Raw genomic sequence first — 19,380 nt, forward strand, 5'->3', positions numbered from 1 at the left:
TTATATTAATTATAGTAATATAATACATTGAATTCTGCATGAAGTGATCGAAATGGAACGAATGCCAACTGGGATTGAAAACTTAGATAAGAAGATTGCTGGAGGCTATCCTAAAGGCAAAGGGATTCTTGTTACAGGAGTTCCTGGAGCCGGCAAGACAATATTTGGACTTCATTTCCTTCACAAATCCTGCATGGATGGTAACAAATGCGTAATGATAGCTACCGAAGAAATGCCCGATGATTTGATCGAACAGGCAACTATGCTGGGGATAGGCATTGATTCTTTTGTCGAAAAAGGAAATCTTCATATCAAACCCGTAATAGAATTCAGAACTGGTGGAATTGCACGTGATGCAAATCTCACGGACGAATTCAGCGATATCGAAATTGATCTTATCGAGGAAGCAGGACTTGACAAAGCCTTCAGGCCGGATTTGGAAGGATTTAATATTGAACAGATCACCATGCTGGATCTGGTAAGACTCATTCCTAAAGGCACCGATGTTGCTGTCATTGACAATATAGGGGTAATGGCATTTGGACTTACCGAGAAGCAGTTCCGTGATAAGTTCGATACGCTTAACAGACTCCTTGCAAAGCAAAAAACCACAGTGCTCTACATCATGGATGAAGCTGCTTACGAAATGACACACAAGATAGCTGATTATTCCACCCATGGTGCTATCAAGCTGTTTGTGAAGGAAAACCCATACACAGGCAAGAATGAACGTTTTCTGAGCATCCCTAAAATGCGCAGTACAAAGATATCACTTGATGTCACAGTCTTTGACATAGGCTCAGCAGGCATCAAATTAAAAGGATCAAAAGGAAAGCTTGTAGAAATATGAGAATATTTTGCTGATTTTCAATGTTTTATGTGAGACTTTCACTAAAGAAATTTTCATTTTTTAGATATTCAGTGAAAATAGCTTTTTCTGGCGCATTATTAGTGCCCAAAGTTCTAATAAAAAGAATAAATAAGGAAAGGGAAACTATCCCCTTCTACTTTAATTCGGACAGATCTTTTCCAGACCTGACATAACATCAGGCAACATTTCCACAGGAATTCCGATAGTCATCTCTTCATCGGCTATTTCAGTATAGGCACGGCTTCCACTGCACCCTACTGTGATTCCTATTTTTCCATCCCTGTAAGCTTGCACCACACCATCTGAGCAGACACTTTGCTTTCCTGCAAAACCAACTTCAAGGCGGCCACCGCTTTTGTACATTATTGCCTGCGTTAGCAGCATTACCTGCTTAGGGTTACAAATTATAACTGCAACGTCCGGCTCGAATGTGATACTATCCATAGCACCATAAAGGATTGCTTCGATGCTGTTGGGAGGAAGCATAGGAGCATTTTCCACAGTACGGCGAGCAGCATTGATGTTGCTGAAATGATCAAGACCTTTATAGTAGAACTCTCCGCTTCCTACCTTTTTCGGCATTTCGCCAAGTCCCATTGAAGCTGCGCCCCCCTTACACATCTGATCATCGCCTAAGGAGTATATCGCCTCCCCCGTCCTTCTGACCATATCGATCATCTGACAGTGACGCATATTTTCTCCGACCTTCTCGATACCTTCAGGCACCTCTTCCCCCACAGGGACCAATTTAATTCCCACTGGAGAGGTCTTAAGTTGCAAGCGGTCGATCAGTTCCTGGCCACAATCATTGATTTCCTTTACTTCCATTTTCTTCACTCCTGTTTATTCTTGAATTTGATCAAGACATCATAAATACAAACCTTTGTCCAGTTTTGGACAAAATATACAAAACCGGCAACTATATAAGTGTATCTATATTGTTCCGACACATACAGAATATTTTTATTATGCAGATATATATTTGATAAATAATATTTGAAAAAACAGGGACAAAAAAGGGAAGTTTTTCAAATTGAAACATAAATTAGCAAACTCAATATATATTTAATTAAATATAAATATCAGGACAGCATAAAAGGGAGTATTCAATCTTTGTCATGATAGAAGGAGCTGTTAACATTTCTGATGACCAAAGGCCAACAATACTCATTGTCGATGATGAAGCAATGAATATAGAATTACTCAGAGCATATCTGGATGAAACTTATGATGTGATCTCTGCCACAAGTGGAAAAAAGGCACTCGAGTTAATTGAAGATGATTTGCCAGACATTATATTACTTGATGTGATGATGCCGGAGATGAATGGATACGAAGTGTGCGAAGTTCTGAAAAAGAATCCAGAAACACAATTCATACCAATTATAATGGTAACTGCCCTTTCAGGGAGAAATGACTGGATCGCAGGCATTGAAGCCGGAGCAGATGAGTTCCTAACAAAACCAGTTAACAAACTGGAGCTAATGACAAGAATAAATTCATTGCTCAGACTCAAGAAACTGCATTCAGACCTGCTGGCAGAAAGAGATAAACTGAACTTACAGAATCGAATCCGTTCAGTTCTTACCCAGATCATACCAAGTCTTTTGAGGACATTATCCCCTGAGCAGAAGAATATTGTCATCCACCAGATGATCGACATGGTAGTAGATGCGCTTCTAAAAGATACAAATCCAGAGGATTCCATGATGAAATATGAATGTGTAGGTGACCTTTGCTGCCAGGTGATCAATCAGCTTGGAGCACAGTTTGATGTTGAATCATCTGAAGAAGGAAACAAATCCATCAGTGGCAATCATTGCCCATGGGGAAAAGAAGAAGCTCAATCAAACCCAATACTATGCACACTTACAAGAGGCATATTCTCAAGGATCATATCCATGAGTGGAGAAGATGTTGAAATTGATGTGATAGAAACAATGGGCAATGGTGATGAGTGCTGCCTCTTTGAGATCATAGATCTAGATTAAAAAAGAAAATATTTAATTTGTCAGATCTTATTGATCTGGCATTCAATTCTGAATTTCTCAATTAATAAGATCCAGAATCCTGATAGCAAGATGTGCTGCATTACCACCATTATCTATACCAACACTTGCCACAGGAACTCCCGGTGGCATCTGGGCTATTGACAGAAGTGCATCCAGACCCATCATCTTTGCGCTTACAGGAACTCCAATGACCGGTTTTTTGGTCTTGGAAGCTATTACCCCAGGAAGAGCTGCAGATAGACCTGCAATGGCAATATACACATTGCAATCACTCTGGGCAATATACTCATCGAGTTGGTCAGGATTGCGATGTGCTGAAATTACCTGCACATCAAAAGAATAATCTGTGTTTTCAAGTACATTCGTTGCCCTGTTTGCAATTGCTCTATCTGATTCAGAGCCCATTATAACTACGACATCAACCATTTGTTTATGCTCCTAAGGAAGATTACCTTCGCCACTTAATTCATGCTGGCGCTCAATACTCATTTTGATAAGTATCTCAAATATATCTTTTATTGATCCGGTATCAAGGTTCTTTTCCGTTGCCGCATCGATAGCACGGTCCAGTACCACATGATTCTGAGATGTATCAGTTATCTTCATAACATCTTTTTTCTTTGCATCAAGAACCTTCTCTGCAAGATCGATCCGTTTATGGATCAAATCGATAATCTCAAAATCGATCATCTTAATTTCTGCACGTACTTCTTCAAGATTCGTCATGAATTCCTCGTAACTTAAATTTTACCTGCTCCGATATTATTGACCTTGGTACTTATCAGAGTTCCGCTTAGTTTACAATCATCCCATATTTTTTTTAGGTCCGCAGCATTCTTTTTGTTTACCAGGGCAACATAGGAAGGACCAGTACCTGACAAAGTCACACCCTGCACACCCACTTCCAGAGCACGCATCATTAGTTCAGTATCGAAACCAAGCGCATTACAATAAAGGAAACCGTTTAGTGTCATGGCTTTTTCATATTCTTCCTGAATGCACAAGTCATAAGCCAGATCAACCCACGGAGCTATCAATTTTGAGCGTGAGACATCTGTTTTAGAGCTGAAAGACCTTTCATCAGGTGCGAATATCAGCACATCAGAATCCCCCTCAGTCCTCTTAACAAGTTCAACTTCCCGGTTATCAGTTACCACGAAGCCTCCAAAATAAGAAGCACATGCATCATCAAAAGCACCTGTTATAGTAACACCTGCATCCTTTGCAGCCCTCACACCAAGTCTCACAGCTTCGAGAGGTTCCATTTCTTCACCGATGGCATCCAGAGTTGCCAATATAGAGGCATTCGCAGCCGCACTGCTGCTTTTCAGACCGCTGGCAAGAGGAACTTCGCTTCTTGTCCTTACAGTACCGCCCATTTCAATATCGAAATGCTCCAGCACGTAACTCACCGATCTTTCGATAAGTGATGTGTCGCCATCAGGCATACCCTCAATGATTCCGTGGACTTCCGCCCCATCTCTGGAAAGTTCCACATCGGCAAATGTTTTCAGGTCAATGCCAAATGCAGCACCCTTCCATGTTGCTATCGCATTGATGACCGTACCTGCTCCAAGAGCATAAGCGCTTCCTTCAAGAGTCATATTGTGTAACCACAGTTTATTTCATTGATACAAGTTCCAAACGAACAATTCTGCCTGACATCCGGTTCAAAAATGCCTGCTTTCCACAGACATTATCCATTATGATCAGGCAACAAATGCAGAATTGTATTGTGCAACATACATGGCATGTATCTTATTTAAATGTGAAGAAAGAAGAAAATAAAAAGGACTGGAGGATTACCCTAAAGGACAATGCCCAGGTCCGGATTCATACTAAAAGATCCTTTTTAATTTCACCGTAGCAACGATCATATATTTCAAGCATCTGCGAATTGATACCACTGCTATCAGCTAAAAAGGAGGCACAATTATCGATACTTGTATCCACAAGGCTGTCATCTTCTTTAAAAAGAGCCTTTAAGGAAAAACCAGGTTTTTTGAAATCAGAAAAGATGTTATTGAAAGCACCATCACAGGAACCATAGAAAAGCAATATAGAATCAGATATATTTCCATAGAACTTTATCTTTTCATAGGTTTCCTTTTTGAGCTTTGGTATATCATTATGCAACAAGCTGCTTTGCAACGTAACTATTATGTTGAAACCGTTGTCCTTGTTCAATCCCGCAGGCAAAGAATCAGATGATATTACTTCAGGTTCAATTCCTAAATCTTTAAGATCATTAATTATCAGCTGCGATCTTCCATTTACAACAGCTAAACGATCAATATTATCATCTTTTGCCAGCAATTCTGCAAGCTCTTTAGTAAATAACTCACAGCCGATTATGCTTACCAGTGGCATATACACTTACTCCTGAAAGTGATTGTCAGGCAAAGATAATCAGACAGGAACGCTGATGATCATGTGCATGATAGGAAATAAACCGATCACACTTGATCTTAATATTAAACTTCTGCCCGTTCTCAGCCCAAGTATACATTTCCCCAGTAAAAAAGGAGTTCTTAGTAATATATAAAATCACCGAAACTAAGCTTACCAAAAATGATTTAAAAAAATAACCGGGAGTTACAGGATCAAGTATCAAATATGAACGCTACAGAGCATAAACGATACTTTTATAACAAATACGTCTCACTAATAACTACAATTCTTTGCTACATTATAGTATCAAGGATCATTGGAAAAACGTTGACACGATCATAGAAAGTCTATATTCGGAAATAAACGAGAAGTCTCTTGATTGCTCAGTATTTATTTCTTGATAAAGACGTATTCAGGCCAGCAATTAAAAAGTGCTCAACTATGAAAGTTCTGTGAGAACAGAGCCATTATCTAGAGCCATTTGCAGTCATAGGCAGGATTACGGAGAAGATCAGATGAACGAAGTAGTGTTTGGAGAAAAAGGCGACAAGCAACTCATATACCTCCCAGAGAAGTGTATAGGTTGTGGAACGTGCGTCATGGCGTGTCCTAAAGGATCCTTAACGATCGGTTCAGTAGGAGCCGTCACAAGGGGACTTATAGACAAAGATTACCTGGAAAACGATGCTGATGCATGCATTGTCTGTGGTATCTGTGCAAAGACATGCCCTGCCGGCGCACTTGAACTGAGACAGGCAGGAGAGTCTGTAAACGATAACAGCTACATTAATGTTGCACTTGAAGATACAACTGTTAATGAGAACTGTGTACACTGTGGCCTCTGTGAACAGATCTGCCCACAGGGTTGCATAGATGTCAGACAGTGGATATCAACCAATGGAAGTGCAAGTGTAGACGGTGAAACCATTGTAGACAACGAATGCTGCATACACTGTGGATGGTGCCAGTCAATTTGTCCGACAAATGCCATTTCAGTGGAGAAGCCATTCATGGGTACATGGGTACAGGATGAGAACACCTGTACAGCATGCAGAACCTGCATAGACACCTGTCCATGCAATGCACTTTACAACCCAGAATGGGGACCAGGAGAAATTGTCAATAAGGTTGCACAGCGCGCAGACGTATGCATATACTGTGGTGCATGTGACATGTCATGCCCTGTTGAAGCAATAGCAGTCACAAAGACAGCAATTATACCTGAAGTCGAGAAGAAAGCCCTTCTTGAGAAGAAACTGCTCAATGCACCAATGACAAGACCAGGACTTGTATCTAAACTCGTTACTGACGAGGATGCATGTCTGGGATGTGGAAACTGTGTTATTGTATGTCCTGTGAATGCAACAGATGCAGAGGTCGGATCTGGATACCTCAATGAAGTCGATGCAAAGAAGGTCATTGAAGTCAGGAACGGTGTAGTTAAAGTCGTTAACCAGGATCTTTGCGGTGCAGACGGTGCATGTGCTATGATCTGCCCTGTAAATGCTATCATGCTTGAGAGAAGGGAGGAATAAGATGGCAGGAACTATTGCAATCAAGAACGGGTACGTTTATGACCCCCTCAACGAGGTTGACGGGGAAGTTATGGACATCTTCATCAAGAACGGAAAGGTCGTCACTGAACTCTCCGCATCAGAGATGAAAGATGCAAAAGAGATAGATGCAAAAGGCAAGACTGTAATGCCTGGTGGTGTTGACTCACACTCACACGTAGCAGGAGCAAAGGTCAATACCGGTAGGATGATGAGACCTGAGGACCACTACAAGTTCTATCAGCAGAAAACACCTATTGCACACTCCGGTTGCGGATACAGTGTACCATCCGTATACCTTGGCGGATATGAATATTCAAAGATGGGATACACAACTGTTTTTGAGGCAGCTGTCCCACCAATGGAAGCACGCCACACACATGAAGAAATGCGCTCCACCCCAATGCTGGACATGGGCGGATATCTTGTGTTAGGTAACAACTGGTTCCTCATGAGATACCTCAAGGAAGGAGACACCGAAAAAGCTGCAGCATACATTTCATGGATGATGAAGACACACAAGACCTATGGTATTAAATGTGTCAATCCAGCTGGTGTTGAGAACTGGGGATGGGGTGAGAACGTCAGTGGACTTAAAGAAGCAAACATCCACTTCGAGATCACACCAGAAGAGATCATCAAGGGCCTTACTGAAGTAAATGAGCAACTCGGAATCCCAATGCCTGTGCACCTGCACGCAAACAATCTTGGTCACCCAGGATGCTGGGAAGTCACAAGGGACTCATTGAAGATACCAAAGAGCGTCAAGGCAAAACCAAACCAAGATGTCGAATGGGCAGAGACAAAGATGAAGGCACAGAGACATGAATCTGTTTACCTTACACACTGCCAGTTCAACGCATTCGGCGGAACATCCTGGAGAGATTTCGAATCAGGAGTAAAGGGAATCACAGACTACGTCAACAGCAACGACCACGTTGTAATGGACAGTGGATGTATCCCATTCGGTGACGCAACTGTAATGACAGGTGACGGTCCTGCTATCCACGACCTGTACAAATTGACAGGAAACAAATGGTCCAACACTGATGTAGAGTGTGAATGTGGATCAGGTGTACTGCCATTCACATACCTGAAGAGCAACCCTATACACAGTGTACAGTGGGCAATGGGTCTTGAGGTACTGCTTTACGTAAATGATGCATGGAAGAGCATCATGACAACTGACAGTCCAAATGGTGGACCATTCATCAAATACCCACAGGTTATCGCCTGGCTTATGTCAAACAAGGCAAGACAGGACACATTCGAGGAATGTCACAAGTGGGCATCTGACAGGTCAGGCCTGGCAGCTGAAACAAGGGAAATGACACTTTCAGAGATCGCTATCCTTACCCGTGCAAACGCAGCAAGGACTATCGGCCTGGCTCACAGGAAAGGTACTCTTGCAGTGGGTGCTGACGGTGACGTCGCTATCTACAACCTTGATCCAAAGAAGCTTGAGGTCAACGACTATGAAGGCATCGTAAGAAGCTTCCAGAACGCAGCATACACCGTCAAGGGCGGAGAAGTTGTTGCACAGGACGGAGAGATAGTCGCAATCCCTGAAAAGAACACATTCTACTCAGACATTGCTATCAAGGCAGATTCTGAGAAGGAAATGCTCAAAGACGTAAAGAGCTGGTTCAAGTACTACACCATTGGATTCAACAACTATCCAACATCCGAAAAGTACCTTGCAAACCCAACTCCAATAAAGGTCAACGCTGAGAGATGATTTTAATGGCAGAAGTAATTCTTAAACCAACAGGTAATTTCGACCTTACTGTAGAGGCTGAAGCTGTCACACCCGACAACTTTGCCGGAAAAAGCGCTGATGAGATCGGTGAGTTGCTCGTATGGCAGGCACCTGCCCAGATTAAACTTTCAGAGTTCTTCTCTGTAGAAGGTAACGGTGGCAGCTCAGCAGAGGACACAACCATCATCATAGACGGCGATGTACCAAGAGTAAAGCGTATCGGACAGGAAATGACCGCTGGTAAGATCATTATCAAGGGTTCAACCGGAATGCACGTCGGAAACTCAATGGAAGGCGGAGAGATCACTGTCGAAGGCGATGCTGAGTCATGGGCTGGCATGGAAATGAAAGGCGGTCTCTTACACATCAAGGGAGACACATTAGATCACGTAGGCTGTGCCTACCGCGGTAGCTGGCATGGTATGACAGGCGGACGTATCGTCATCGATGGAAATGCAAAGAACCAGGTCGGCGGCGGTATGAGCGGAGGAGAGATCATTATCGGCGGTAATGTCGATAACTTCTGTGGAATCCGTATCAACGGCGGTCTTATTGTTGTCAAAGGAAATGCGATCAGAACCATAGCAGCCGAGATGACCGGCGGTACAATGGTTGTCGGCGGTTACATTGAGAAATTCACTCCAGGTTTTGAACTGGAAGCTGTTGAATGTGACTTGAAATTCGATGATGTCGAATGTCCCGGAGAATATATGAAATTCACAGGCGATTATGCAATCCCACAGAAAGGAAAGGGTGCATTGTACGTTTCCTGTGAAAACAACGAGTGTCTGTGAGGGAATAATCATGGAAGCATTACTCAATACAGGAAGTACTATCGACGAAGGTAGGCTTGCAAAAGGCGGAAACAAATACAGCGATGACTACACAAAGGAATGTGCAGTCTGCTGGCTCTGTGCAGAAGACTATATCTCTCTGGGATCCCCAGAGAAAGTAGCAGTCACAAGCAGAGATGGAACACACACCGTAGCAGTCTACTCAAAAGTAACAGAATCAGTAAAATCAGGTCACGTTTTCATCCCAAGGTCAATCTGGGCAAATGTGGTCGTTGAATCAAGCACATTCTCAACCGGTTCACCACTATACAAGGGAAGTACTGTTAGTGTAGAGCCTACTGATGAAGTGGTTCTCAGCGCCGAGGACATAGTCCTGAAGATTTACATGGGAGGCGAATAAAATGGTTTACAAAAACATTATCTGCCCTGTTTGTGGTGGCTCATGTGACGACATACAAGTAGAACTCAAAGACGGAGCCATCGATGTGCAGAATGCATGTAAGATGGGTAACGCCAAGTTCCAGGAAGTCGTAAGTTCACACAGAATTCTTAAACCAACCATCAGAGAAAATGGTAAGGTCAAGGATGTAAGCTGGGATGAAGCACTTGAGATGTCAGCAGACATACTTGCTAACTCAAAGCGCCCACTCTTTTTCCTTGGTAGTGAAACATCATGTGAAGCACAGGAAGTTGGGTTGCACATGGCAGAGTACCTCGGTGGACTTGCAGACTCAAACGCAACCATCTGCCACGGACCAACCGTTATGGGTATCCAGGAAGCAGGTTGTGTCGGTTCCACTGCCGGTCAGGCAAAGAACAGAGCAGACATGGTTGTCTACTGGGGAGTAAACGCACTTGAATCCATGCCAAGACACATGTCAAAGTATGGCGTATTCCCAAGAGGTTACTGGACAAAGAGAGGAAGGTTTGACAGGACACTTGTAACAGTTGATCCAAGAAAGACCCCTACCGCTGTTGCATCAGACCTGCACATACAGCTCAAACCAAACACCGATTACGAACTGCTCAGTGCAATGTTCACAATCCTCAACGGAAAGGAACCACATCCATCCGTAGAAGAGATCACAGGAGTCCCAATCCCTGTAATGAAACAGACCGTTGACATGATGAAAGAGTCAAACTATATCGGTATCTTTGTAGGACTTGGTGTTTCATCATCATACGGAAAACACAGGAACATTGAGATCGCATTGAACTTCGTGAAGGAAATGAACAACTACACCAAGTGTAACCTCGGTGCACTCAGAGGCCACTGTAATGTAGCAGGATTCAACCAGCTTGCATCCTACCTTTACGGATATCCATTCGGTCTTGACTTCGGAAAGGGATACCCAAGGTATAACCCTGGAGAGACAACCTGTGTCGACCTTCTCAGGGAGAAGGATGTTGATGCAGCATTTGTAATGTGCGCAGACCTTGTGAACCACATACCAGCAGAATGTGCAAAGTACCTCGCAGACATACCAATGATCTGCCTCGACATTGCACCATGCCCATCAACCACAGCTGCAGACGTTGTTCTGCCTGGTGTCATTGATGCAATGGAATCTGATGGTACTTTCTACAGGCTTGACAATGTGCCGGTACACTTCGAACCATTCACAGAGTCACCATTCCCTGAAACAAAGAGCAACGAAGAAACCTTGAAGATGCTCTTTGAAAAGGTAAAGGCTAGAAAGTAAACATGAGTGATAACTGGTACTCAGACAGGAATAAGAAGACAGATGTCTTCTGGAAGGATGAGGAAAGCACTTCCTCTCCTCTTTACGTTCCGATGCAGTGCCTTGAGATCACGAATGAACATAAAAAACGAATTGATGTGGACGTTATTGTAGAGGAAAGATTTGACCTCTTCGTTAATAACGTTCATATAACTACTTTTTTTGCAAGTCCCAAGGAACTCAAAGAGCTTGCAGTGGGATTCCTTGTTTGTGAGGGATTCATCGAATCAGACACTATCATTGATACCATCAATATTGAGAATAACAGCATCTATTGTGAAATGGATATTGACTCACAGGAGCTTGATTCACTCACGCATATCCAAAGGTGTGGAATCACCTCATACCGCAAGGATAAGGTAAAGGTTATCAGTTCCAGTACCAACTTCCACAAGGATATAATTATAGATATTGTGGAAAAACTGAAGGAAAAAGGAAAGACCTGGCGCAGGACAGGAGGAGCACACACATCCTTTGTTTGCGACCAGAAAGGCAATATTCTTGCATCCTGTGAAGATGTGGGAAGGGCATGCTCTGTTGACAAGGTCGTTGGAAAAGCCATACTCAATGGAATTGATACCACCGATTGTGCGCTGGTAACAACCGGCAGACTTGCATCGACCATGGTATCAAAGGCAATAAATGCAGGATTTCCCCTAATAGCAAGCAAGGGTGCAACCGTCAGGGAATCCGTAGAACTTGCCAGAGAATCCGGAATAACGTTGGTAGCTTTTGTGCGCAGGCCGAATATGTATATATACTCCGGAGAGCAAAGGATTCTGCTTGATTGAGATTATAGCATGGATTATCTTACATTTTGCTCTGACAAAAAAGCAAAAAGGTTATATCCCTTTAATTTAAAGTAAAGTCAATTCCCGTAGCACTTTTAACTACAATAATATTACTACATCCTAAAAAAAGGTGACATTATGACAGAAAAGATAGGAATACTTGCAATTGGACACGGCAGCAGATTACCATACAACAACCAGGTTGTAACAGAAATAGCTAATATGATCTCAGAGAATCACCCTGAATACATTGTAAAGGCAGGATTCATGGAAAACAGCGAACCTACTGTTGAAGAAGCACTCATGTCCTTTGAAGGCACAGGAGTAACAACAATAGCAGCTGCACCTGTATTCCTTGCGTCCGGCATTCACATCACAAAAGACATCCCAGCAATCCTTAAACTCGATCCTGAAACAAATGAAGGTGAGATCGAGCTTGGTGGAAACAAGGTAAGAATCGTCTACGCAAAACCTCTTGGTGCTGACAAACTTATTGGAGAGCTTATCTTCAAGAGAGCACAGGAAGTACTCTAAAAATAGATGTTTTTTTGCTGTAATACATATTACAGCATCTTTTTGTTTTTATTTTATTTTATTGTTTTTCCTTTTACCTTGTTCATGATTTCAAACCTTCGGCTCATGGATCTTAGTTCCAACAAGGATTATAGCATTAAAAGTTAAATTATGAGAATTAAGATGTTAAAATTAAAAAAGAAAGATATTCATTTTCTGAACATCTTCTTTGCAGAACATACAAGTTCTTCAAGTTTTTCAACAGGAATACTGATGACCATTTCCTCTTCCTTGATCTCAGTGTAATTACGGCTTCCACCGCAGCCTACGGTCACGCTTGGCTTGTTGCTAAGATAAGGCAATGCAACACCATCCCCACACAAACTCTGCTTGCCTGCAAAGTTTGCTTCGATACGTCCACCCTTCTCGAAGAGAAGTGTCTGTGAAAGCTCCATCGCCTTTTTGGGCTTTGCAATGAAGATGATTACATCAGGAACGAATGATGCCTTCTCGAGAGGAGCATACATTATAGCCGTTACATTTTTCTCTTTGATCTCAGGGATCTTATCCATGGTCTCTTTTGCAGATTCAACACTGCTAAAGGAATTCAGACTATAGTAGAACTCTCCACTCTTCAACTGGTCTGCCATCTCGGTCATTCCCATGACAGCGGCACCGCCCCTACACTGCTGTTCCTCAATGGTTGAATAGAATTCATCACCGCTACGCCTGACATCATCTACCATCTGGCAGTGTCTGGTGACGTGATCCAGCTTTTTTATTCCAGCAGGTATATCCTTTTCGTCAGTTACAAGACCAACTGCAACAGGGAGTGTCTCAAGTTTGAGCAATTCCCTTAATTCAAGACCAAGTTTATTTATTTGTTCGATGTCCATATTGTCAATCTCCACATCAATAGAGTTATAAAAGTATTATATAGGAATTGTTTAAAAAAACACAAGCTCTATGCTATATAACCCTTTCTTACTACTGCAAAATGGACAGTTATATGGAAGTATCAGACATCTGAATGATAGACGTCAGATACTTCCCATTGAGCATTCAAAAGATGAGACATAGTATGCGAAAATTCCTTTCCGTGAGTCCACATGGCAGTCAGGCCCGTTTCTTCCCCATCCTCTTTTATTATGGCAAGCAATGTCTCGGAGTTGTCCACCAGCATAGTAAAGCTCTTCAGACCATACAATTGTTCCTTCGGATCATTTACCTTGATAGAAGCAAGCGGAACTACCTTGCACATCCTGGAAGCTTCATCTTCAGAGGAGCTGATGAACCTGACCTTGACACCATGAGCACTCTTCTTATTGAAGAGATGCATAATGTTCAGGTAATCTTTCTTAAGGGAACGATCATTATCAGCCAGATTGTTAAAAGGTGTGGAGGAACTCAAAATAAGTATATCCTCATTTGCCCCTTCGATCAGCTGTATGATCTTATCAACGACATTCCTGACACCTTTGATGGTCCAGATATCTTCATCATGGACATCATCAAAAGAAGTATCGTATATCTGCTCGAGTTGATCAAGGATCTTTTCACATTCATCTTCAAAATCACGTTTGAGTTTGCTAACTGCAACTTCAGGAGAGGTGCACTTGTACCGTATAGGTTTTGCATTCTGAAGTTGTATCATCCCTTTTTTCTCGAGTTTCTTTAAAGCACCGTAAATAGCTGAATTGGGCACACCCGAATCAAGATGTAAGGTCGCCACCGTAGCATCCTTATTTTTTACAAGTGACACGAAAACCTTTGCCTCGTATGAAGTGAAACCAATATTCTGGAGAGATTCTAAAAGCATTTGAATATTATCAGCCCCACATCAACATTTAAAAATAATTATTTTAAAAGAAAAGAGATAATCAATTATCTCCTTCTCTGTTCTTCATGAAATTCCGGGCAAACATAAAGCCAGCTCCCAGAATTACAAGAACCACAACTATACCAATATACGTTGACATATCTGAACCAGAAGAACCTGCAGGAAGTGTTTCGGTCTGGATCTTTATAGTGTCTGATATCTGACTGTGACCGTCCATATCCTCATACTTGATCTCGCTGTTGATAGCATACATCTTGGATACTGCCGCTCCATCCACCTTCAATTTGAAAACAGCTTCAGATGTCTCACCAGGTGCAATGGACCCAAGGAATGACTGGTCATCAGTGGTACTGAAGGGGTCATCGGCACTTATCCTGACAGTTGCGTCCTTTACTTCCTCTTCCCCAACGTTCTTGTACACAACACGCAACAGACCTTCTTCTCCTGCTTCAAGATCACCAGTAACATTGACAACATCAAAGTCGGCTTCTTTTTCAACAATTATTGATATCTGCTGCATCTGGTTGCCGGCAGCGTACCATAATCCAACCTCCATATTGGTTATACCAAGGTCAGTTTCGTCATCACCGTTCACCTGGACATTTTCCTGATAACCATAGAAGAGATTAAGATTAAGAGGATACTCGCCTGCTGGAGCATTCTTTGATACCTCTATGTTAAACCTCACAGGGTTCTCGGTCTGTTCGCCAGAGAATAGAGTGCCTGCTTCCTGTTGACCTGATTTTACTTTGATGTTGGGATCATCTGACGTCAGAATTGCAACAATACCAATGGCTGTTGTTCTCTGTGCCTCATAGCCCATTTCTGTCTGCTGTATTTTCTGTTCAAGAGTGGAAAGTGAGTTATCATCTTCCTCATCCTTGAAACCTGTTATCACACCTTTGTTCATCAGGTTTAGATTAAGAGCGACCTCATCCCCACGTGAGAACTCATTGTCCCCTATAAGAGTTGCAGTTACATCAGGTCCTCCATAAACAGTGTAGTAATTCTCATCGAAATTGAAGAACTCAGGAAGTTCCATACTAGTAGTTGACATCTCAGCATGTACAGGAATTGCGATCAGTACAAGCATAAGTACTGATAGCGGAATGATATTTTTAGCATTAATTAATTTCATAGGCATCCCTCAAATTAGTCATCAGATCCATTTGAACCATTTTTTTTCATGTTTTTAATAATCAGTACTATTCCCATAACCACAAGTCCAAAAAGAGCAAGGTATGTCACATTGATCTTTCCTTCAGGTTTTTTCAGGTTAACATGTACTTTCATATTTCCTGAAAAATCATCATCCCCGTCTGCATCCTTGTACTTGATCTCACTGTCAATACCATAACTTTTTTCAACTGCCAGGAAATCAGAAGATACAACAAAGGAAGCAGTCTTGCTCTCACCTGGCTGAATGATGCCCAGTGACTTTGTAGAATGCTCTGAACTCAGAGGTTTCATTATTATCAGCCTTGCAATAGAATCATATGCAGGAAGCTCACCGGTGTTTGTGTAAGTAACGTTGATAGTATCCTCACTGCCTGCGGTCAGGTTACCTGAAATATCAGTCACCTCGAAATTAGCCCCTGCCTTCACAGTAATGGGTATCTGGATAGTATGCTCGACAGCTTTGTAGAAAGTTGCATGATCAAGAGCCGGTAAACCAAGTCTTACAGACTCACCTGAAGTCATCCTCACATCATTCTGATACTCATATGTAAGGGGCATTTCAAGAAGATACACACCCGCAGGAGCATTGTCCGAGATGGTCACTGTGAATATGAACGGATCTTCGGACAGATCACCTGCTAAAAGTTCATCCAGCATCTGACTGTTTGTAGAGGCTTCGATCTCGATCAGGTCTGTGGGAGATGCAAGGCTTGCTTTAATACCATACGCTGCTGTCTTCAGTGCTTCATATTCCAGCTCTTTAAGAGATAACTTGTGATCCTTTTCTGATGTATTGATCAGCGTATCAGCTTTGAAACCATACAGCACACCCTTGTTGGAAAGAATAACCCTCATCTGGGCAGTTTCACCACGTTCAAACTCAGTATCACCAAGAACCGAGGCGGAGATATCAGGTTCCCCATACGCCTTGTAGTAATTGACCGTATATTCATATCCCGGAGGTATGTATTCTTTTGCGGCTGCCACAGGTGTTAACACCAGGAGGGCAGCAGAGAGAACACATGCCAGTGAAAGGATAACATACATTCTGGATTTATTTGTCTTTTTTGGAATATCATTCATGGAGTAATTACCTCCGGAATGCGCTTGGAATCATTTGTTTCTATGAATTTAACTTTGCTTTTAATAATAGTACGGGACCTTCTTTTTTCCCTGTACTTGTCAAGCGAGACGATCACAGGAGGGAATATCACAAATGTAGCCAGCAAAGCCAGGAAAACATCTATGACTGTTATAAGGCCGAAATTACTCGTGATATTGAACGGTGATGCGATCAATGCAGAGAAACCGAACACTGTGGTAGCTCCAGAAGTTACAATGGCTTTTCCTATCTTCACACTTGCTTCCTGCATTGCCTGCTCCGGGCTAGCACCTTTTTCCTTTTCCTCAAAGTAGCGCTCCATCATAAGAATGGCATATTCAGAGCCTACACCCAGGATAAGAGCACCAAGGGTTGCAGTCATTGGCGTATATTCCAAACCAGTATAATACATGAGACCACCAGACCATCCCACCACCACGATCATGGTTATGACCGGAGTGAGTGCCTTTACAAGATCACGGTATATAACAAGCAGGCCACAGAACACCAGCACTATACCCAGCATTGTCATCATTGCCCTGCCGGAAGTCAGTGCTTCAATTACCTCAACGAATACTACAGAATTACCTGTGATGGTTACCTCTGTACCAGGCGGAGGAGAGAGCCATACAAGATCATCTTTTACAATATCAGAAAGTGCTCCAATACCCACAAGGCCAAGTTCATCCATTGCATTACCGATCTCCAGGTTGACCAGCATTATGGAATTACCGTGCAAGTATCTTTCTTTCTGGATCTCAGGCATCTGCTCATACAGCATCTCAACCTCTGCAGAGCTGTGCGGAATGGAACCTCCATTCTGAGATTTTACAAGGCTGACTATGCTGTCGGAACCATATATGTTGCTTCTTCCTTCGACCTCATGTTCTGAGAACTCATCTATCCATTCAAGTAATTCAGGGTCGGCATTATTGTCAGTTTTTATGATAAGATTTAGTTGATCCTCTCCGCCAAGGATGTCACCCATGTGTTTCAGTTCGATCAATGCAGGAAGATCCTGAGGAACAAAGGTTTCCGTATCTGTCTGGATAGGCACCATTGTATCTACAAAGAGACCACCAAGGCAAAGGGATCCTGCAATGGCCAGAATTAGGACCGGATGATGCATCGAGAATGAGGATATACCCTTTAGAGATTTTTCCAGAAAATCAGGCTTATGCTCAACAGATTCGTTGGCAACATGAACTTTCTTTTCTGATGAACTTTTAAATCCAAGTTTTGCGAGAATATTTTTTTCCGAAACCTTATGGAAACCATACAGAACGGTAACTCCCACAAAGATAGAGGAAATAAAGCACATAATTATACCGATCATCAACAGTTTTCCGAAATCCTGGATCATTGGAACAGTGGATGTGAACAATGAAAAGAAACCCAGAGCTGTGATAACCAGTGCGATAAGAACTGCCGGACCGGTATGTTTGATGGTATCTATTATTGCCTGCTCATCAGTCTCCCCATGTTCGAGCTCTTCCTCTATACGGTTATGGAACTGGATGGCGTAATCTATCCCAAGACCAATGAGTACAGGGAAAGCAGACATAGAAACCATTGTCATCGGGATCTTAAGATAACCCATGGCACCAAATGTAAAGATGATACCAAGAATTACGACAGGAAGAGGAAGAAGTCTCCACCTTACATGCTTAAAGACAAGGTACAACACAACGACCATGAGAAGCACGGAGATCATGAGCAACAAACTCATGCTTGAGTTCATTGCATTGTTCATTCCGCTGTTAAATGCAGGGTCACCGGTTACAATTATCCTATAATCCCCGGGGAAGTTAGCAAGATCAATTGAAGTTTGTGTTTCCCGGAGGATCTCTTCTTTTTTTGCATCTGACGTGGTAGCTTCTACGACCACAGCCATTGTAGCATGAGTAGCATCAGGAACAAGGTAAGCTGGAACATATGAACTTATTATTTCTTTAATAAGTATTTCATCATCGGGTATTTCACTTTTTCCATTCATCTGGTAGTTAACATCTTTGATGACACCCGCCGGAGAATTTACCTCGATGACTCCGGGTATGTTCATTGCCGAACTGTGTGCCCTCTCCATTGCCTTAAGAAGTTCCGGATTTGCAACTTCACTACCCTCCACCATCACCACTATGGATTCAGTGCCAAAAAGGTTCAGGTAAAGATGATCAAAATCCTGATACAACTGAGAGTTCTTATCTACGAAGGTATCGGTTCCCGATGCATTCTCTATGTACTGAGCACCCTGAAGTGAGATGATCACAAAAAGAAATGCTATGATTAAGATAGGAACTGTGTTGTCTTCAATAAAAACGCCCAGTCTTTCAAAGATGTTTTTTATAACAAACTCTCCTATTTTTGATTATAATAATAAAACTCTTGCGTGGTTGTTTTAAAGCAGTGGTTAGTATTTAAGGGTTTTACCCCCAAAAAAACTCTACCACAGTGAAAAACTATGCGAGTCACACATATGGATGAGAAGAAAACGCTAATTGAAGAAAGAATAATTCCACTTGGATAAATGATATAGAGATTATTATACACAAGTGTAAATAATGTAGCCATTTGAGTTGGTTTGAAAGGGATTAAGCTGTTAGCCAGCATTGTGAGAGAATAATATAATTAAGCAATATATAACCTTTGCGATTTGTAGACGAGTTTGAATATTGCCACCATGTGAAATAGATATCAGATTCAAAAGAGAGGAGTGAGACACCCCATATAGAGGCGTCCCGGATTGGGGGGTGTTCAGGTTGGTGGTACTAATAGTCACGACAAATAATTGCCGAAAGTACAACTAACAATATGCATAATTTATATTTAAGTT

General features: G+C 42.2%; 19 protein-coding genes. 9 read left to right on the forward strand and 10 right to left on the reverse strand.

Translation table 11 applies throughout. The features are described 5' to 3' along the window. Positions 1 to 52 precede the first annotated feature (52 nt). Positions 53 to 850: an RAD55 family ATPase gene (locus V7O66_RS06910; RefSeq protein WP_406659572.1), complete on the forward strand. Its 798-nt coding sequence runs from the start codon at positions 53 to 55 to the stop codon at positions 848 to 850. Between the two features lie 159 nt (positions 851 to 1,009). Here V7O66_RS06910 and V7O66_RS06915 read toward each other — a convergent pair whose 3' ends face one another. Beyond that, positions 1,010 to 1,699: a DUF169 domain-containing protein gene (locus tag V7O66_RS06915; RefSeq protein WP_406659573.1), complete on the reverse strand. Its 690-nt coding sequence runs from the start codon at positions 1,697 to 1,699 to the stop codon at positions 1,010 to 1,012. A gap of 290 nt (positions 1,700 to 1,989) precedes the next feature. Here V7O66_RS06915 and V7O66_RS06920 point away from each other — a divergent pair, with 290 nt between their 5' ends. Further along, a complete protein-coding gene (locus V7O66_RS06920; protein ID WP_406659574.1) occupies positions 1,990 to 2,862 on the forward strand; it encodes a methanogen output domain 1-containing protein in 873 nt (290 codons plus the stop codon). A 57-nt stretch (positions 2,863 to 2,919) separates the two neighbouring features. On the opposite strand, the gene purE is transcribed toward V7O66_RS06920, so the two are convergent. From purE to V7O66_RS06940, 4 genes are all read right to left on the reverse strand, one after another. After that, complete coding sequence (gene purE, locus V7O66_RS06925) at positions 2,920 to 3,309, reverse strand: 5-(carboxyamino)imidazole ribonucleotide mutase (protein ID WP_406659575.1); 390 nt, start codon at positions 3,307 to 3,309, stop codon at positions 2,920 to 2,922. A 12-nt stretch (positions 3,310 to 3,321) separates the two neighbouring features. Continuing rightward, positions 3,322 to 3,609, reverse strand: coding sequence for a chorismate mutase (locus tag V7O66_RS06930; protein WP_406659576.1), 288 nt, complete (start codon positions 3,607 to 3,609; stop codon positions 3,322 to 3,324). 14 nt (positions 3,610 to 3,623) lie between these two features. Continuing rightward, on the reverse strand, positions 3,624 to 4,487 hold the full coding sequence (locus V7O66_RS06935; RefSeq protein ID WP_406659577.1) for a shikimate kinase: 864 nt from the start codon (positions 4,485 to 4,487) through the stop codon (positions 3,624 to 3,626). Positions 4,488 to 4,716: 229 nt separating this feature from the next. Further along, complete coding sequence (locus V7O66_RS06940; RefSeq protein ID WP_406659578.1) at positions 4,717 to 5,253, reverse strand: DUF1638 domain-containing protein; 537 nt, start codon at positions 5,251 to 5,253, stop codon at positions 4,717 to 4,719. 536 nt (positions 5,254 to 5,789) lie between these two features. On the opposite strand from V7O66_RS06940, the gene V7O66_RS06945 reads away from it, so the two are divergent. The 7 genes from V7O66_RS06945 (at position 5,790) to cfbA (ending at position 12,447) form a co-directional block, all read left to right on the forward strand. After that, positions 5,790 to 6,809 carry a 4Fe-4S binding protein gene (locus V7O66_RS06945; RefSeq protein ID WP_406659579.1) on the forward strand — a complete coding sequence of 340 codons (1,020 nt, stop codon included), beginning with the start codon at positions 5,790 to 5,792 and terminating at the stop codon, positions 6,807 to 6,809. Position 6,810: 1 nt separating this feature from the next. Next, positions 6,811 to 8,565, forward strand: coding sequence for a formylmethanofuran dehydrogenase subunit A (locus tag V7O66_RS06950; protein WP_406659580.1), 1,755 nt, complete (start codon positions 6,811 to 6,813; stop codon positions 8,563 to 8,565). A gap of 5 nt (positions 8,566 to 8,570) precedes the next feature. After that, positions 8,571 to 9,380, forward strand: coding sequence for a formylmethanofuran dehydrogenase subunit C (locus V7O66_RS06955; protein WP_406659581.1), 810 nt, complete (start codon positions 8,571 to 8,573; stop codon positions 9,378 to 9,380). A gap of 10 nt (positions 9,381 to 9,390) precedes the next feature. Beyond that, a complete protein-coding gene (locus V7O66_RS06960) occupies positions 9,391 to 9,780 on the forward strand; it encodes a molybdopterin dinucleotide binding domain-containing protein (RefSeq protein WP_406659582.1) in 390 nt (129 codons plus the stop codon). A gap of 1 nt (position 9,781) precedes the next feature. Next, positions 9,782 to 11,083, forward strand: a complete 1,302-nt coding sequence (locus V7O66_RS06965) for a formylmethanofuran dehydrogenase subunit B (RefSeq protein ID WP_406659583.1) — start codon at positions 9,782 to 9,784, stop codon at positions 11,081 to 11,083. 2 nt (positions 11,084 to 11,085) lie between these two features. Continuing rightward, positions 11,086 to 11,913 carry a formate dehydrogenase accessory sulfurtransferase FdhD gene (gene fdhD / locus V7O66_RS06970; protein ID WP_406659584.1) on the forward strand — a complete coding sequence of 276 codons (828 nt, stop codon included), beginning with the start codon at positions 11,086 to 11,088 and terminating at the stop codon, positions 11,911 to 11,913. A gap of 138 nt (positions 11,914 to 12,051) precedes the next feature. After that, the gene (gene cfbA / locus V7O66_RS06975; RefSeq protein ID WP_406659585.1) at positions 12,052 to 12,447 is read left to right on the forward strand and encodes a sirohydrochlorin nickelochelatase; all 396 of its coding nucleotides are present in this window, start codon (positions 12,052 to 12,054) and stop codon (positions 12,445 to 12,447) included. Positions 12,448 to 12,635: 188 nt separating this feature from the next. Here cfbA and V7O66_RS06980 read toward each other — a convergent pair whose 3' ends face one another. The 5 genes from V7O66_RS06980 to V7O66_RS07000 all read right to left on the reverse strand — a co-directional run bounded on the left by V7O66_RS06980 (position 12,636) and on the right by V7O66_RS07000 (position 18,894). Continuing rightward, complete coding sequence (locus tag V7O66_RS06980; protein ID WP_406659586.1) at positions 12,636 to 13,322, reverse strand: DUF169 domain-containing protein; 687 nt, start codon at positions 13,320 to 13,322, stop codon at positions 12,636 to 12,638. Positions 13,323 to 13,444: 122 nt separating this feature from the next. Further along, complete coding sequence (locus V7O66_RS06985) at positions 13,445 to 14,245, reverse strand: TrmB family transcriptional regulator (RefSeq protein WP_406659587.1); 801 nt, start codon at positions 14,243 to 14,245, stop codon at positions 13,445 to 13,447. Positions 14,246 to 14,306: 61 nt separating this feature from the next. Continuing rightward, the gene (locus tag V7O66_RS06990; protein WP_406659588.1) at positions 14,307 to 15,404 is read right to left on the reverse strand and encodes a COG1361 S-layer family protein; all 1,098 of its coding nucleotides are present in this window, start codon (positions 15,402 to 15,404) and stop codon (positions 14,307 to 14,309) included. A 14-nt stretch (positions 15,405 to 15,418) separates the two neighbouring features. Continuing rightward, positions 15,419 to 16,528 carry a COG1361 S-layer family protein gene (locus tag V7O66_RS06995; RefSeq protein ID WP_406659589.1) on the reverse strand — a complete coding sequence of 370 codons (1,110 nt, stop codon included), beginning with the start codon at positions 16,526 to 16,528 and terminating at the stop codon, positions 15,419 to 15,421. Beyond that, positions 16,525 to 18,894, reverse strand: a complete 2,370-nt coding sequence (locus tag V7O66_RS07000; protein WP_406662602.1) for a hydrophobe/amphiphile efflux-3 (HAE3) family transporter — start codon at positions 18,892 to 18,894, stop codon at positions 16,525 to 16,527. The genes V7O66_RS06995 and V7O66_RS07000 overlap by 4 nt, the downstream gene beginning before the upstream one ends. Positions 18,895 to 19,380: the final 486 nt, after the last annotated feature.

The organism is Methanolobus sp. ZRKC3, assembly GCF_045291275.1.
In the GTDB taxonomy this organism is placed as follows: Archaea; Halobacteriota; Methanosarcinia; order Methanosarcinales; family Methanosarcinaceae; genus Methanolobus.